The organism is Paenibacillus sp. P13VS, assembly GCF_015143645.1.
GTDB lineage: Bacteria > Bacillota > Bacilli > Paenibacillales > Paenibacillaceae > Paenibacillus > Paenibacillus xylanilyticus_A.
In genome coordinates this window covers 32,880-48,354 of the sequence record NZ_WYEV01000009.1, presented here as the reverse complement: position 1 = coordinate 48,354, position 15,475 = coordinate 32,880, and the positions used below count along the sequence as shown (strand labels likewise).

At 46.3% G+C, this 15,475-nt stretch carries 14 protein-coding genes; 11 read left to right on the top strand and 3 right to left on the bottom strand.

Annotated elements, in window-relative coordinates; translation table 11 throughout:
- Positions 1–322: 322 nt before the first annotated feature.
- The 5 genes from GUA98_RS21710 (at position 323) to GUA98_RS21690 (ending at position 5,797) form a co-directional block, all read left to right on the top strand.
- Entirely contained in the window at positions 323–1,669 is a 1,347-nt protein-coding gene (locus GUA98_RS21710; RefSeq protein WP_193724355.1) for a cytochrome ubiquinol oxidase subunit I, read from the top strand.
- Entirely contained in the window at positions 1,666–2,700 is a 1,035-nt protein-coding gene (locus GUA98_RS21705; RefSeq protein ID WP_153979957.1) for a cytochrome d ubiquinol oxidase subunit II, read from the top strand. Before GUA98_RS21710 ends, GUA98_RS21705 begins: the two co-directional genes overlap by 4 nt.
- A 5-nt stretch (positions 2,701–2,705) precedes the next feature.
- On the top strand, positions 2,706–2,858 hold the full coding sequence (cydS, locus tag GUA98_RS21700; protein ID WP_153979956.1) for a cytochrome bd oxidase small subunit CydS: 153 nt from the start codon (positions 2,706–2,708) through the stop codon (positions 2,856–2,858).
- A gap of 67 nt (positions 2,859–2,925) precedes the next feature.
- Positions 2,926–3,966, top strand: coding sequence for an MBL fold metallo-hydrolase (locus GUA98_RS21695; RefSeq protein ID WP_193724354.1), 1,041 nt, complete (start codon positions 2,926–2,928; stop codon positions 3,964–3,966).
- 205 nt (positions 3,967–4,171) lie between these two features.
- Positions 4,172–5,797, top strand: a complete 1,626-nt coding sequence (locus GUA98_RS21690) for an ABC-F family ATP-binding cassette domain-containing protein (protein WP_193724353.1) — start codon at positions 4,172–4,174, stop codon at positions 5,795–5,797.
- A gap of 113 nt (positions 5,798–5,910) precedes the next feature.
- On the opposite strand, the gene GUA98_RS21685 is transcribed toward GUA98_RS21690, so the two are convergent.
- On the bottom strand, positions 5,911–6,099 hold the full coding sequence (locus tag GUA98_RS21685) for a hypothetical protein (RefSeq protein ID WP_095292429.1): 189 nt from the start codon (positions 6,097–6,099) through the stop codon (positions 5,911–5,913).
- A gap of 291 nt (positions 6,100–6,390) precedes the next feature.
- Between GUA98_RS21685 and GUA98_RS21680 the strand changes: the two genes are divergently transcribed.
- A complete protein-coding gene (locus GUA98_RS21680) occupies positions 6,391–7,278 on the top strand; it encodes a cation diffusion facilitator family transporter (RefSeq protein WP_153979953.1) in 888 nt (295 codons plus the stop codon).
- A 93-nt stretch (positions 7,279–7,371) separates the two neighbouring features.
- Here GUA98_RS21680 and GUA98_RS21675 read toward each other — a convergent pair whose 3' ends face one another.
- Positions 7,372–7,833, bottom strand: coding sequence for a hypothetical protein (locus tag GUA98_RS21675; protein ID WP_193724352.1), 462 nt, complete (start codon positions 7,831–7,833; stop codon positions 7,372–7,374).
- A 407-nt stretch (positions 7,834–8,240) separates the two neighbouring features.
- Positions 8,241–8,405: a DUF1328 domain-containing protein gene (locus GUA98_RS21670; protein ID WP_082704249.1), complete on the bottom strand. Its 165-nt coding sequence runs from the start codon at positions 8,403–8,405 to the stop codon at positions 8,241–8,243.
- Between the two features lie 217 nt (positions 8,406–8,622).
- Between GUA98_RS21670 and GUA98_RS21665 the strand changes: the two genes are divergently transcribed.
- From GUA98_RS21665 to GUA98_RS21645, 5 genes are all read left to right on the top strand, one after another.
- The gene (locus GUA98_RS21665) at positions 8,623–9,135 is read left to right on the top strand and encodes a DUF948 domain-containing protein (protein ID WP_193724351.1); all 513 of its coding nucleotides are present in this window, start codon (positions 8,623–8,625) and stop codon (positions 9,133–9,135) included.
- Positions 9,136–9,233: 98 nt separating this feature from the next.
- On the top strand, positions 9,234–9,746 hold the full coding sequence (locus GUA98_RS21660; protein WP_227779950.1) for a hypothetical protein: 513 nt from the start codon (positions 9,234–9,236) through the stop codon (positions 9,744–9,746).
- A 102-nt stretch (positions 9,747–9,848) separates the two neighbouring features.
- A complete protein-coding gene (locus GUA98_RS21655; RefSeq protein WP_095292442.1) occupies positions 9,849–10,193 on the top strand; it encodes a general stress protein in 345 nt (114 codons plus the stop codon).
- 334 nt (positions 10,194–10,527) lie between these two features.
- Positions 10,528–11,697, top strand: a complete 1,170-nt coding sequence (locus GUA98_RS21650; RefSeq protein WP_153979949.1) for a PP2C family protein-serine/threonine phosphatase — start codon at positions 10,528–10,530, stop codon at positions 11,695–11,697.
- Positions 11,694–15,413: a response regulator gene (locus GUA98_RS21645; protein ID WP_193724349.1), complete on the top strand. Its 3,720-nt coding sequence runs from the start codon at positions 11,694–11,696 to the stop codon at positions 15,411–15,413. Before GUA98_RS21650 ends, GUA98_RS21645 begins: the two co-directional genes overlap by 4 nt.
- Positions 15,414–15,475: the final 62 nt, after the last annotated feature.

The following is a 15,475-nucleotide window of genomic DNA, read 5'->3' as shown; positions in this document are numbered from 1 at the left end:
CTGCCTGGATACACTAAGTCTTTATTTTTCAGTGAACCATGTACTGAAGGATAAAGGCTTTTTTTGTTTTTCAAATTTTCAGGATAAAAAACCATGAACTTTTGCAAACTGTCTATAGCGCCATAATTTGCATCGGATCAAAAGGAGGATGGCAGGTATATGTTTCGCAAACAGGAGAAAACGCTCATTATTGTCTGCCTGGTCGCAGCAGTGGTCGTACTGTATGCCGTTGTAAAAAGTATCATGCGTATCATGAGTTATTGAGCTATTAGGACAAACAGACACATGAAGCTGTACATCATGATGAAGAGGAGTGTCACCCATGTCATCGCTGGACCCTGTTCTGCTCAGCCGGATTCTAACCGGTCTGACCCTGGCTGTACATATTATATTTGCCTCCATCGGCGTAGGCGTTCCGCTAATGATTGCGCTGGCCGAATGGCGAGGGCTGCGAACGAACGATATCCATTACACCTTGCTGGCACGCAGATGGGCAAGGGGATTTGTCATCACCGTAGCTGTAGGGGTTGTTACCGGAACCTCCATCGGTCTGCAGCTTAGCCTGCTGTGGCCAATGTTTATGCGGGTCGCGGGCCAGGCGATTGCCCTGCCGCTGTTTATGGAGACGTTCGCCTTTTTCGTGGAAGCGATCTTTCTGGGAATTTACCTGTATACCTGGGATCGGTTCAAGAAGAAATACACACACATGCTGCTGCTCATTCCGGTAGCACTGGGATCATCCGCTTCGGCAATATTCATTACAACTGTGAACTCCTTCATGAATCAGCCTCAAGGATTTACCTTGATTAATGGCATCATGAAGGACATTCATCCGATTGCAGCCATGTTGAACCCTGCTACGCCAACCAAGGTCTCTCACGTGCTGGGATCCTCATATACGCTCAGTGCTGGTATCCTTGCAGGTATCGCTGCGTTCAGTCTGCTGCGTGGCCGTGACCATGTCTATTACAAAAAGGCACTTAAGCTCACCACGGTGTGTGCCCTAGTGTTTGCAGTTAGTACAGTCATGCTCGGTGATTCCTCGGGCAAGTTTCTGGCCAAATACCAGCCGGAGAAGCTGGCTGCGGCAGAATGGCACTTCAAGACCATGAAGGAGGCCCCGCTCGTCTATGGTGGAATACTCGACGAGAATAATGAGGTGAAATATGCGATTGAAATTCCGTATGCGCTCAGTATTCTCGCGGGGAATCGGCTGGACACCGAAGTGAAGGGACTGGAAGAGTATCCTGCTGATCTGCGGCCGCCGTTGTCCATTCATTACATGTTTGACCTGAAGGTAACGACAGGGGTGATCATCCTGCTGATTCCTGTTCTGTATGTATTCCGCCGCTGGCTTCCGGGACGAAAGCCGTATCCGAAATGGCTCCTGCTCGGAATTGTTTTTCTCGGTCCACTGGCCATGATTGCCATTGAGCTGGGTTGGATGTTTGCCGAGGTAGGCAGGCAGCCATGGATTCTGCGGGGATACATGAAAGTGTCGGAAGCAGCTACTACCTCTACCTCGGTAGGATGGATGCTCGTTCTGTTCATCCTGTTATATCTGGTCCTTTGTTTTTCTGCTATTCGGGTGCTCAGCAAGCTGTTCCGGAACAAGGAAGCCGAGAAAGAGTTGGATTCGCTAGGACTTGAGGGAGGGATTGTCCATTGAGCTTCGAAATTGCTGGCATTGCGATATTATGGACATTTTTGTTTGGTTATCTGATCGTGGCTTCGATTGATTTTGGTGCAGGCTTTTTCAGTTTTTATAGCTTGCTCACAGGACATGAGAACAAAATCCATAACATTATTCAGCGCTACCTGTCACCAGTGTGGGAAGTGACGAATGTGTTTCTGATCTTTTTCGTCGTTGGTTTGGTAGGGTTCTATCCGGACAGTGCCTTTTATTATGGAACAGCTCTTCTGGTCCCCGGCTCCCTGGCTATTGTGCTGCTAGCTATTCGGGGTGTCTACTACGCGTACAATACCTATGGCAATCATGGTAAAAACAGTCGCATTTACATGGCTCTATATGGTGCGACGGGTTTATTGATCCCGGCTGTATTTTCTACGATATTGGCCATTTCAGAGGGCGGAATCATTGAGCAAGTTGGTGAGCAGGTGTTTTTTCGCTGGGGTGAATTCCTGACGAACCCATATACCTGGTCGGTTGTACTGCTTGCGCTTGTCAGTGTGCTTTATATTTCGGCGATGTTTCTGTCCTATTATGCCAAAAGAGCTGAAGATGAGGCGGCATTTGAAGTGCTGAGGGAATACGCACTGCTGTGGAGCTTGCCCACGATTTTTGCCAGCTTCCTGGCGTTCCTGCAGATTAACAAACAGAATCCCGTGCACTTTGATCAAATGGTCAATATTTCGTGGATGTTTATCGCATCGTTTATTTGTTTTGTGATTGCGGTCTCTCTTGTATGGAAGCGAAAGTACCTCGGCTCTTGCTTCATCGCCGTGATGCTTCAATTCGCCTTCGCCTGGTATGGATACGGCAGGTCGCATCTGCCTTATATCCTGTATCCGTACATTAACATCTATGACAGCTTTACCAACCGGACGATGGGGATCGCGCTCATCACGGCATTCAGTCTCGGTCTGCTGGTGTTGATTCCGTCGCTAATCCTCATTATGAAGCTGTTTCTGTTTGATGCGAATTACGTCCGTGGCCAATCGGGTAAAAAGAAAGGATGATCCTCATGAATCTGGAAGGGGTAACAGGCATTCCGGGCATAACGGGTTTGAGCTTCTTTGAGGAATTCACGATCATGTATGCACCGCCGCTCATTATTGTTGCTGCGATTGCGTTTCTGTTCGTGTATCTGGCAGTATGCAAAAACCCAAAAGATTAACGCACCTCTCTTTTTTCAAAACGACCTAGGTTGGGTTAAGATATTAGGAAGGGAGGAGGGCCCTTTCATGCCGAAAATCCGTTATAACAACATTGATAATGTAAGTACGGACAAAACGTTAAAGGAATTCAAGCAGTGGAGGGAGCAGCGGCGGAGCAAGGTGAAGGATTATTCCTATACCGTGCCCAAACACCCGCCTGAGCTGGATTACCTGCATGCCAACCGGGATGAGACAACGATTACCTGGATCGGTCACTCCACTTTTTTTATTCAATATTATGGACTGAACATCGTGACTGACCCCGTGTGGGCCGAAAAAATGGGATTTCAACGGAGACTGGGTCCCCCCGGTATTCCGATTCAAGATATTCCACCGCTGGATGTCATCCTGATCTCCCATTCTCACTATGATCATTTGCATCTCGCTTCATTGCGGAAGCTCGTTACTGCCAAAACCTTGCTGATTGTACCGGATGGGCTTAAACGAAAAATGGTGCGCAAGGGCTTCCATCGTTGCCATGAAATGAAGTGGTGGGAGCATATCGTGCTCGGCGGCGTCAAAATCACCTTTGTCCCTGCACAGCACTGGACCCGCCGGACGTTATTTGATACGAATACATCCCACTGGGGAGGCTATGTACTGGAGCAGCTTCATGGGCTGACGCCATCATCCGAGGAGAGTGCGGCTGCAAGTGAACAGAACGAACCGTCTTCAGATTCAAGAACGCAGACATCACAGCAATCAGAGGGACCGCCTGTTTTGTATTTTGTTGGGGATACAGGCTACTTTCAGGGCTTCAAAACGATTGGAGAGCGCTTTGACATCGGTGTTACATTAATGCCGATTGGTGCCTATGAACCCGAATGGTTTATGACATCCCAGCACGTCACGCCGGAAGAAGCGCTGCAAGGTTTCGTGGAGTCCGGTTCCCAGCTTATGGTTCCGATGCATTATGGCACGTTTAAACTCGCGGATGATACGCCTAAGGAAGCGCTGGATCGGCTGGAAGTTGAACGTGAACGACTCGGAATCCACAAAGAACGAATCCGGGTGCTCGGACACGGTGAGACCCTGCGTATTCGTCATGAGGATCATAGAAAGAGCTAACAAAAGCGGGCTAAATATGCTAAGGTAAGGATATATCCGCAGCAGTTGCACAATTACCAAAACTTTAACGAGTAAAAAGCGGCTAATTTTCGAATTTGCCGTTTTTTTGTGTTATAATATGGTGCCAGAATAGGCTACGGGATATTGAATCCATGATTGCTATGAATGCAGTAGCAGATTATTAAAATAAAGGATGGTATGCTTAATGATTAGTACAAGCGGCATCACGCTCCGCTACGGAAAACGTGCACTTTTTGAAGATGTGAATATCAAATTCACGCCAGGCAACTGTTATGGCCTGATCGGCGCCAACGGAGCCGGCAAATCAACATTCCTGAAAATTTTGTCCGGTGAAATTGAAGCAAACTCGGGAGAGGTGCACATCACCCCGGGCGAACGTATGGCCGTTTTGAAGCAAAACCACTTTGAATATGATGAGTACCCGGTTCTCGAAACCGTAATTATGGGCCACAGTCGTCTTTACTCGATTATGAAAGAGAAGGATGCACTGTATGCCAAAGCGGACTTTACTGAAGAAGATGGTCTGCGTGCTGGTGAGCTTGAAGGTGAATTCGCCGAGCTGAATGGCTGGGATGCTGAGCCGGATGCAGCGGCACTCCTGATCGGTCTGGGTATCGATCGTGACATGCATGAGAAGAAGATGACAGAGCTGAGTGGTAACGAGAAGGTTCGCGTTTTGCTGGCACAGGCATTGTTTGGTACTCCAAACAATCTGCTGCTCGATGAGCCTACCAACCACTTGGATCTTGAATCCATTCAATGGCTCGAGAACTTCCTGATGGATTATGAAGGTACCGTTATTGTGGTATCCCATGACCGTCACTTCTTGAACAAGGTATGTACACACATTGCGGATATCGATTTCGGTAAAATCCAGCTGTATGTAGGTAACTATGACTTCTGGTACGAATCCAGCCAACTGGCGCTCGCGTTGCAGCGTGATGCGAACAAGAAAAAAGAAGAGAAGATTAAAGAGCTGCAAGCCTTTATTCAACGTTTCTCCGCGAATGCATCCAAGTCGAAGCAAGCGACTTCGCGTAAGAAGCAGCTCGACAAAATCACGCTGGATGATCTTCGTCCATCAAACCGTAAATATCCGTTCATCAACTTCAAACCTGAGCGTGAAGCAGGCAAGCAATTGTTGACTGTCGATCGTGTAAGCAAATCGGTTGAAGGCGAGAACATGCTGAATGATATCAGCTTCGTGGTAAACAAAGGGGATAAAATTGCTTTTGTTGGTCCTAACGGTAATGCCAAATCTCTTCTGTTTGACGTTCTGATGGGCGAAGTAGAGGCTGAAGGCGGTGAATATACTTGGGGTGTAACGACAACTCAGGCATATTTCCCGAAAGACAACTCCAAATACTTTGACGGTGTAGAGATGACTCTGGTGGATTGGTTGCGTCAGTATTCCAAAGATCAGGATGAAACGTATCTGCGTGGGTTCCTGGGTCGTATGCTGTTCTCCGGAGAAGAAGCACTTAAAAAAGCGAGTGTGCTGTCCGGGGGAGAGAAAGTTCGCTGTATGCTGGCGAAGATGATGCAAACGGGCGCGAACGTACTCATTCTGGATGAGCCAACGAACCACTTGGATCTCGAATCCATCACGGCACTGAATAACGGTCTGATCGATTTTGACGGCACGATGCTGTTCACTTCCCATGACCATCAGTTCATCCAAACCATTGCGAACCGGATTATCGAAATTACGCCAAATGGCCTTATTGATCGCCAAATGAGCTATGATGAATATCTGGAAAGCGAAGAAATTAAAGAACTGCGCAAAAAAATGTACCCGGTTGAAGCTTAATTTAAAATATGGGGTACTGATACAGAACCCTATTGTGATTTAAAAAAGAACCGCAAGCCCTGTTGAAAGGAGCTTGCGGTTCTTTTTCTTGCATAAGCTGATCCGAGATTTCTCTAGGATCCGCCTGTACGGCGGCGCTGATTGTTAGGCTTTTTATTGTTTTGGCTCTTCATCGCTTTTGGTCCGCCTTCAAAGTAGGCGCTGGATTGGTTACCAGAGTTCGCCTGTTGTTTCTTCTGCGCCAGTTTCTGGCGTATCGCATCCTGCAAACTGATTTTTTTCGGTTCAGTGTTTTCGCTCATCATTGTTTCCCTCCCGGTCTTACAGTAAGCCGTCCAAATTGGACGGGATGTACCTATTTTATACGTTTTGCAAAAGCCCCACAAGGGCAACCTGATAATAAGCGGGGATCCTTCACTTTTAGACTAGGCCAACAATTTTTCTCTAAGCCTACAGCCATGCGGTTTAGCAACTTTGTTTCGGCTTCCCTACAGCCATGCAACCTGGCAACACTGTTTCTATAGACCCACAAGGGTGGCATTTGGTACCATGTAAAAACCGTAATACGAAACGTAAAAGGAGTGTCGCCCGGTTTGAACGCTTATGAAGAAATACGTAAAGGGGAGCGGGGGGCTTGGGTCAGCATTGCAGCTTATCTGATCTTGTCCGCCTTTAAGCTAATCTGTGGATATTTATTCGCTTCCAGCGCATTGCTGGCAGATGGTTTTAATAACCTTACGGATATTGTTGCTTCGGTTGCCGTATTGATTGGACTTCGGATTTCCCAGAAACCGCCTGACTCAGACCATGCTTATGGGCATTTCAGAGCAGAGACCGTTGCTGCTTTAATTGCATCCTTTATTATGGCCATGGTTGGACTTCAGGTTTTGGTTGAAGCAGTACGTTCATGGTATGTTGGGGACTTTGCAGCACCAAACTTATGGTCTGCTGCCGTTGCAGTAATCTGTGCGGTGGTTATGCTGGGGGTGTACCGCTATAATCATCGCTTGGCACTGCAGATTAACAATCAGGCACTTATGGCCGCGGCCAAGGATAATCGGTCAGATGCCTGGGTGAGTATCGGAGCGGCAGTCGGCATTGTGGGGGCCCAATTTGGTTTACCGTGGTTGGACAAGGTAGCCGCAATTGCTGTAGGACTTCTGATCTGCAAAACCGCTTGGGAAATCTTCCGGGATTCCACGCATCGCTTAACGGATGGATTCGATCAAGATCAGTTAACGGATCTTAGGTCATCTGTAGCACGGGTTCCTGGGGTAGAGATGATTAAGGACGTCAAGGCACGTGTCCATGGGAGTCATGTGCTTGTGGATGTGGTCATTGAAGTGGATGGAGGGCTTAGTTTAATTGAAGGTCATCGGATCTGTGATCAAGTGGAGGAACGGCTGAAGCGTTCACACAATATAATGCATGTTCACGTGCATGTTGAGCCGAGAATGGAAGACATGGCAGAACCTACATGAGTGATCTGAGCTAAATATTTTTGGTTAAAAAAAAAGAGGACAGACGCTATGAGCGCTGTCCTCTTTACTTATGTTCAGAACGATTATACGATACTATTTAATGGCAACGTGGATCCACGCTTTGCCTTTCCAAGTGTACACTTGAACCCATTCGCCACCATCGAAACCGTCTACAACTTCACCAGTTGTATCGATTACTTGGGCACTGAGTGCACCGATTGGTTTACCGTTAGGTGCATCGTAGAACCAAGTGCGCTCCAGAAGGTTAAGCAGCATGGTAGGTACAAGAACCTCATCACCTGGTTTAACAACAGGCTCGTCGAAGATTTTGTCATCATCCGTGCCATATGTTGCGCCAGTAACCGTTTCTGTTTTACCTTCTACGGTTTCTACAACCGGTTTGTTTACTTCAACAGCAGGTGTTGTTTCCACAGTTGTTGCCTGAGTTCCTGTCTCCGGAGTTACAGTTCCAGTAACCGCTTCCTCAGCGCCGGCAGCAGCAGCCATCGAACCCATCAAAGTCAAAGCAGCGGCAAAACTTACGATTTTTTTCATTGTTTTTTTCCTCCTCGGATTAGGTATGTAATTTGTTGTTCTGTGTTAAAAGTAACCAAGCGACCTCACTTGTGAATCAACATTTTAACAATATTTTCTTTTATTCTCCAGAGTCAACTGGAGCAATTGTGGGTATATGGGAAGCTTGTAAATATCAGACCACAGTGGGAGAAAACCGGGATGGCTATGTAAAAAAGTCCTGTTTGTGGTTAAAAATCCGGTTTAAAGAGAAGTGCGAATGGAATAGGGAAGAAAGGAGTGTAATACATAATAATTAGATGGGGGACCTTGTGCCCTGGGACAATCGATTCAAAAATGCAGACACATAACAAAAGCCTAACGGCTTTTGCAAGCACGCTAGGCTTTTGTATGTAATCTGTTGAAGAGATTATCCAGAGCAACCGGATTCATCGCATTCGACTGCGTCCGGTAATCAGGGAGATGACGAACAATACAACAAAGATGAAGAAGAGGACTTTAGCAATCGAAGCAGCTGCCTCAACAATACCGAAGAATCCGAAAATCCCTGCTACAAGAGCAATAACTAGAAATAGTACAGACCATTTCAACATGAGTATTCATCCTTTCGTTTGGGAATATGAGGTCAGCGATGTTCACTCCGCTGCCGTGTGTAGTTGTTCTTTAACCTGGGGGTTTTGTAATGAAACATCCATTGATTTTCCAAAAATAGGGAAGGTTAAAGTCCGTTCTAATTTTGTTTCGCGCCTGAAATGGTCGGGTAACTATAGCAATAACAAAACGATGTATATGAGAAAGCGAGGTTCTTCTATGATCTATCAAATTAGTGTGGCCTTGATTGCGGTGGCTTTTGCAGTATTGGTTTTCTTTTTGATTCGTACACTGAAATCGGCCCAGGGCTCACTGGACAACGTGTCCAAGACACTTCAGGAGGTTCAGAAAACGATTGATGAACTGAGTTATGAAGTGAAGCAGACGGTAAGACATGCCAACGATATTACAGTTGATGTGCAGCACAAGATGAAACAAATTGATCCGGTAATGGAATCGGTACAAAATCTGGGAGAGGTTTTGAATGAGGTGACCGAGGCCGCCAAACAGGTATCCACGACGATGATCGCCAAATTTCAAACGAAACGCAACAATCAAGACCCGCAAAACAAACGAGCAGAGGTAGCCAAAGTACAGACAACGCCTGCAACACCTACGGATCGGACCCTTCAAAGTTATCAGGCTACATATAATGATACGGCAAAGGGCGGGAAAAATTGGGTGAAGTATATCGATCTCGCGGCTAATGTGTGGCAACGTATGCGTAAATAACATGACCATGACCGCTGTGTAATCCTGAATGTCTTTCAGAGCGGTGATGAACTGAACTTGATGAAAGGGTGAGAATCATGATGAAACTACTGCTTGTTATGTTTAGCGTAATTTCTCCCTTTTCCGTTCAACCGGCGGCAGTACCTGCTGCTCAAGATATGCAATGGACGGTAGTGGAAGAAGAAGTGCCAGAGATTACTCTGGCTGCTGATCGATCCGGACCGGTTCGGCATTTTCAGACTCTGAATGGCATTTCCCTGGATGACAGCAAAGGACATATTATATCGGAGAAGGGTCAGCCCCTTCACAAAAAGGCAGATCCATATCTGGGTTGTCCCGAATATGAGTTTGCTGACGTCAAGGTTGGACTCTGTGAGGATACCGGAGAGATACAGTATATTCACATTGATGGAGCCGAGGAGCGCTTGAAACTCAACCAGCAGTGGATTGACATGAATGTCGGATCCATTCGCGAGGTTTTGGGTGAACCGTATGTGGTGGCTGAAGATGGAGAAGTGTATCTGCGGGGTAATCAAGCCATTAAGGTTTATATCAACCCCGGCACCGGGCAGATTGATGGAGTCGATCTGTTTGAAGATCATCTCCAGTAGAGGAGAAATGGTTTCTTATTAAAGAAGCGTTTCAAACCAATAGAGCAAGGTTATATATTAAAAGTAGCTCTAAAAGAAGATTATCAGAGGAGAGTGGAGACGATGAATTCAACCAATGCGCAAGCTTATGCAAAAGTGGTGGAAAACGGAGTTCAAGCGGTAGAAGCAGTGAAAGAGCTGCAGAATACCGGTTACCTTGCTGATCACATCTTCGTTCTGGCACACGAGAAGGATCGTACGGATCGAATTGCCGATACAGCGGATGCCAAGGAAATAGGCATCAAGGAAGAAGGCGTATTTGACTCCATGGCGAATTTGTTCCGATCACGTGGTGATGAACTCCGGGCCAAAATAGTATCCATGGGCTTTACAGAAGCTGAGGCAGACTTTTACGAGAGTGAACTCGATAAAGGCAAAGTGCTTGTTATTGCCAAGAAAAAGGATTAAATGGTTCAAATGGTAACTGAAGCATCCTGAACAGGACGGGCTTTAGATTCAAAAACATAGATAAGGAATGGGGATATCCCCATTCCTTATCTATGTTTTTGCGAGTTTGGAAGCGGGATCAGAACGCGGCAAAAACAGGGCAGCAAACAGGTGTTTTTTCCTGTGGTGGTGCCATTTACTGATAGAAGTTTTTTGCTTTTACGATTATAGTTATAGTAGGAAATATTATGTCTACCGCTGTATTGATCGCGAAAAATGTATATTTTGGGTTGTTACACGACTTGATAAAAATCGACAAACCCGGAACGGAACGCCACAGATAAGGGAGATAGAAATGAAAATACTTATTGTTGACGACAATCCGACGAATGTCATTATTATTCGAGAGATTCTGAAAAAAGAGAACTATCGTGACATTATAACCGCGAGTTCGGCTATGGAAATGTTTGAAGTTTTGGGAATCGGGGAGGAAAACAACGAACTTCGTCCCAGACCGTCGGATATTGACCTGATTCTGCTAGATATGATGATGCCTGAAATGGATGGAATTGAAGCTTGCGGTGTTGTTCAAAAATTCGAAAATCTTAAGGATATTCCTATTATCATGGTTACAGCAATCGGCGACTCCAAGAAACTTGCCGAAGCATTGGATGCAGGAGCGTCAGATTATGTAACCAAACCCATTAACAAGGTGGAGCTAATGGCCCGAATTCGGCTTGCTCTCCGTTTGAAGCAGGAGAAGGACTGGCATAAGGAACGTGATCAGCGCATTCAGGATGAGCTTAAGCTGGCTGCCATGGTGCAGAATGCGGTGTTAAGTCCGGCAATTGAGGATCCGTTATTCCATGTGAATGCCATCTATAAACCTTCTTTTGAACTGGCAGGAGATCTGTACTCCTGGTACCCGCTGGGTGAAGGACGATATGGTGTATTGCTGCTGGATATGATGGGGCATGGGATTTCTTCTTCTTTGTTTACCATGTTTATCGCTTCGGTATTGAAGGATACGGTTACGACCTACGTAGACCCCGAGAAGGTGATTCAGGAGCTGAATCGTCGCTTTAATCAGCTGCATCTGGAAAAGCAATTGGTACAGTACTACTTTACAGCTATATACCTGGTTGTAGATACCCGAATGAAGCGTATTGACTATGTCAACGCGGGGCATCCGCCAGCATTGTTTTTCCAGGAAGATGGACGTGTAGCGACTTTTGATGCCGTATGCTGTCCGGTAGGTTTGTTCGATAAGATGGATATTGAACCACAGACCATCCACTATGAGGGTGACGGACATATTGCGCTTTATACCGATGGACTGCTCGAGGCTGTTCAAGGGGATCAGGAGGAGCAACTGGAATTCCTGAAAGAGCAGCTGAAGGGCTCACATCAATGGAATGAAGCTCACATGCAGGCTGTGTTCTTTGACGACGAGATTCCCCAAGAGCGAGATGATGATAAATGCCTGGTGTGGATTACGTTAAATAAAGGGGCGGAAACGGAATGAAGATCAGAAATAAGCTGCTGATTGGTTTTACCGCTCTCATGGCCATCTTGATTGTACTTACATTTGTGAGCTATGAACGGCTGAATAGCAGCAATCAACAGGTTGATCAGATGTATCAGGAGCGGTACTTAAAGGTTAGATATACTTCGTCTGTACGCGGAGAAGTTAATGATATAGCGAAAGTGCTGGCTAACTTACTGCTTAACCCAAATAACTCAACGAATGCTGCAGAAAATGACCTTAAGGAAATGCAGGAGCGAGGAGAAGGTTTCCTCAAGGAAGTTCGTGAACGGGCGGATAGTGCAGGCGAGCATCAGCTGGTCGACCGTGTAGATGCTGCCTGGGAATCATATAATTCATACGCGACTAGACAGATTAGCTTGATGGCTCAGGGACGTGCGGAAGATGGGAACAACTACCGCAATTCAACGGGCCTTGCCGTGCAGAAGGAAGCTGTAGATAGTCTAAACGCGCTCTCCCGTTTTCAGGACCAAGAGATTGATGCCGAAATCAGGCAGGCGAACGAGGAGTATAACCGTGCCGTTCAGATTACCGTAGGCATTATGGTTGGTGGCTTGCTGCTGGCACTTGGTGTGATTTTGTGGGTACTCCCAAGTATTACACGAGGGCTGAATACAGTCTCGATGATGATTACAAGTTTCGGTAAAGGCCGATATCGTACCATCAGACGCATTCAGGTCAAGTCTACGGACGAAATTGGGCAGATTGCGAATGTATTCAAAGAGGTATCAGCAGACCTGGAAGAAAAACAGGAAGTCGAGAAAGCTTACATGCAGGCACAGCAGGATCAGAACTGGATGAGCTCCAACATAGCCAGAGTGCCTGAATTGCTGCGTGGTGTTGGTTCCATTCGCCAGATCTCGCAAATGTTTATCAGTGAGTTTACTCCGGTCCTTGGAGCACAGCTAGGCGTGGTTTATCTGATTGATGAAGAGAAGCATCCCGATGAGTTAAGACGATACGGGGCATACGCTTTCGAGGAGAACGAAGACATTGGCAAGGAAGTATATCGGGTTGGCGAAGGTTTAATTGGTCAAGCAGCGCTGGATATGAAACCGATTATTCTTGAAAATACGCCTGAAGATTACATTAAGCTTGGTTCAGCATCGGGTTCTACCCGCGCAACCAGCATTATGATCTTCCCTGTCGTCTTTGAAGATGAACTCATTGGTGTTGTGGAATTGGCTTCTTTTGAAGGTTTTAATGATCTGCATAAGCAGTTATTCTCTCAGCTCATTATGAATCTGGGTGTCATTCTTAATAACGTGCGCCGCCGCCTGCGTGTGGAGGAGCTGCTGCGTGAATCCCAGGCTCTTACAGAGGAACTCCAGGTTCAGTCCGAGGAACTGCAGACACAGCAGGAAGAACTGCGTCGTTCCAATGAAAATTTGGAAGAACAGACAGATGCCCTCAAGCGGTCCGAAGAACTGCTGCAGCGTCAGCAGGAAGAGCTGGAGCACTTTAATACCGAATTGATTGCCAAGACGCGTGCACTTGAAGAGCAGGTTCGTGAAGTCGAAGAGAAAAATGACGAGATTGAGAAAACGAAAACGCAGTTGGAACAGCAAGCCATGCAGCTGTCGATGACAAGCAAATACAAATCCGAATTCCTGGCCAATATGTCGCATGAACTTCGGACACCGCTGAACAGTTTGCTGATCCTGTCTCAATTACTGTCTGAAAACAAGGAAGGCAATCTGAGCAGCAAACAGCAGGAATATGCTCAAACGATCTATATGTCCGGTGCGGATCTGCTTAAAATGATCGATGAAATTTTGGACCTGTCCAAGGTAGACGCAGGGAAAATGGATATCAATTATGAGACGGTTCGAATGGATGAGTTGACCGCTTTTGTGAAACAAAACTTTGGGCCTATGGCCAATAAAAAAGAATTGGATCTCAACATTGAATTTGAAAGTAATCTACCGGAATGGGTGTATACTGACGGCCATCGTGTGAAGCAAATTTTACGCAACTTGTTATCCAATGCCTTCAAATTTACCAACCGGGGATCCGTGAGCATTATTGGACGGAAGATGAAGCCTGAAGAACTTCCGGGGTATCTGAACACCAATCAGGAATATATCGGATTTACTGTGAAGGATACAGGAATTGGAATCCCTTCAGACAAAACAGATCTGATCTTTGAAGCCTTCCAGCAGGTCGATGGAACTACCAGTCGCAAATACGGCGGAACCGGACTAGGCCTATCCATCAGTCGTGAACTTGCTCGTCTGCTTGGCGGAGCGATCCAGGTCGAGTCCTCTGAAGGTGTGGGCAGTTCGTTTACGTTATACCTTCCGGACAATCATGAAGAAGCAGCTCCGGAAGAGGAAGGTGCTTCCCTGGCGGCTGCATCTGCCGAGTATGATTCGTCTGCAAACCAATCCGGGACAATACGTTCAAGCAGACAAACAGTCATTGCACCAGAACCTGACAGTATTTCTCTAATGAATATGCCAGCAAACGACACGGCTGTATCCGTTCAGATGGATGACGATCAGGACAATCTGGTGGAGGGTGACAAAATTCTGCTTATTATTGAGGATGACGTGAATTTTGCTCATATTTTGATGGATATGGCGAGAGGAAGAGGATTTAAGGCAATTGTGGCAACTCAAGGAGACAAAGGGCTCGAAATGGCTCGTCAATATTTGCCAGATGCGATTATTCTCGACATTCAGCTTCCGGTCATGGATGGTTGGGCGATTCTGGGCGAACTGAAGAGCAGCTCGGCAACACGCCATATACCGGTTCATGTTATTTCCGTAATTGATGATATGAAGCAGGGATTGATGATGGGGGCCATTGCCTACCTGAAAAAACCATCCAGTAAGGATTCTCTGGATAAAGCCTTCTCGCATATCGAATCCTATACAGAGAACCAGTTGAAACATTTGCTTATTGTGGAAGATGACGAAGTACAGCGCAAAGCAATCATTGAACTCATCGGACATGATGATGTTGCCATAACGGCAGTGTCTACAGGCAGCGAGGCTTTAACCGAGCTCCATAGCCAGCGGTACGATTGTATGGTGCTGGATCTAATGTTGACGGACATGACCGGATTCGAGCTGCTTGACCAGATCAGGGATGATGAATATCTGAATGACCTGCCGATTATCATTTACACAGGCAAAGAGCTGGATAGCAAAGAAGAAATGAAGCTGCGCAAATATGCGGAGTCCATCATTATCAAAGACGTGAAATCACCAGAACGTCTGCTGGATGAGACAACCTTGTTCCTTCACCGGGTAGAAGCCAATCTGCCGGAGGACAAGCGCCGAATTCTGCAGAAACTGCATAACAAGGAAACCTTGTTTGAAGGTAAGAAAATACTGCTCGTGGATGATGATATTCGAAATGTATTTGCCCTTTCGAGTGTGCTTGAAGGCTATCGAATGGATGTTACGTTTGCTGAAAACGGGCGGGAAGCTCTTGAGATTTTGGATAAGAATCCGGATATCGACCTGGTGTTAATGGATATGATGATGCCGGAAATGGATGGATACGAAGCGATGACACGTATTCGGCAGATTCCGAGATTCGAGAAATTACCAATTATTGCACTGACAGCCAAAGCCATGAAAGATGATCGTGGCAAGTGTATTGAAGCTGGTGCATCCGATTATGTGAAGAAACCGATTCAAACAGATCAATTGTTATCATTAATGCGCGTGTGGTTGTATTCGTAACCCGATAGTTTGGGTAATGAACAACAATACAACGATTACGCAAGTAACAAATGAAGAAGTGG

Coding starts and splice junctions, on each gene's coding strand:
- GUA98_RS21710 (WP_193724355.1), top strand. CDS start 323: ATGTCATCGCTGGACCCTGTTCTGCTCAGCCGGATTCTAACCGGTCTG.
- cydS (WP_153979956.1), top strand. CDS start 2,706: ATGAATCTGGAAGGGGTAACAGGCATTCCGGGCATAACGGGTTTGAGC.
- GUA98_RS21695 (WP_193724354.1), top strand. CDS start 2,926: ATGCCGAAAATCCGTTATAACAACATTGATAATGTAAGTACGGACAAA.
- GUA98_RS21690 (WP_193724353.1), top strand. CDS start 4,172: ATGATTAGTACAAGCGGCATCACGCTCCGCTACGGAAAACGTGCACTT.
- GUA98_RS21685 (WP_095292429.1), bottom strand. CDS start 6,099: ATGAGCGAAAACACTGAACCGAAAAAAATCAGTTTGCAGGATGCGATA.
- GUA98_RS21675 (WP_193724352.1), bottom strand. CDS start 7,833: ATGAAAAAAATCGTAAGTTTTGCCGCTGCTTTGACTTTGATGGGTTCG.
- GUA98_RS21670 (WP_082704249.1), bottom strand. CDS start 8,405: ATGTTGAAATGGTCTGTACTATTTCTAGTTATTGCTCTTGTAGCAGGG.
- GUA98_RS21665 (WP_193724351.1), top strand. CDS start 8,623: ATGATCTATCAAATTAGTGTGGCCTTGATTGCGGTGGCTTTTGCAGTA.
- GUA98_RS21660 (WP_227779950.1), top strand. CDS start 9,234: ATGTTTAGCGTAATTTCTCCCTTTTCCGTTCAACCGGCGGCAGTACCT.
- GUA98_RS21655 (WP_095292442.1), top strand. CDS start 9,849: ATGAATTCAACCAATGCGCAAGCTTATGCAAAAGTGGTGGAAAACGGA.
- GUA98_RS21650 (WP_153979949.1), top strand. CDS start 10,528: ATGAAAATACTTATTGTTGACGACAATCCGACGAATGTCATTATTATT.
- GUA98_RS21645 (WP_193724349.1), top strand. CDS start 11,694: ATGAAGATCAGAAATAAGCTGCTGATTGGTTTTACCGCTCTCATGGCC.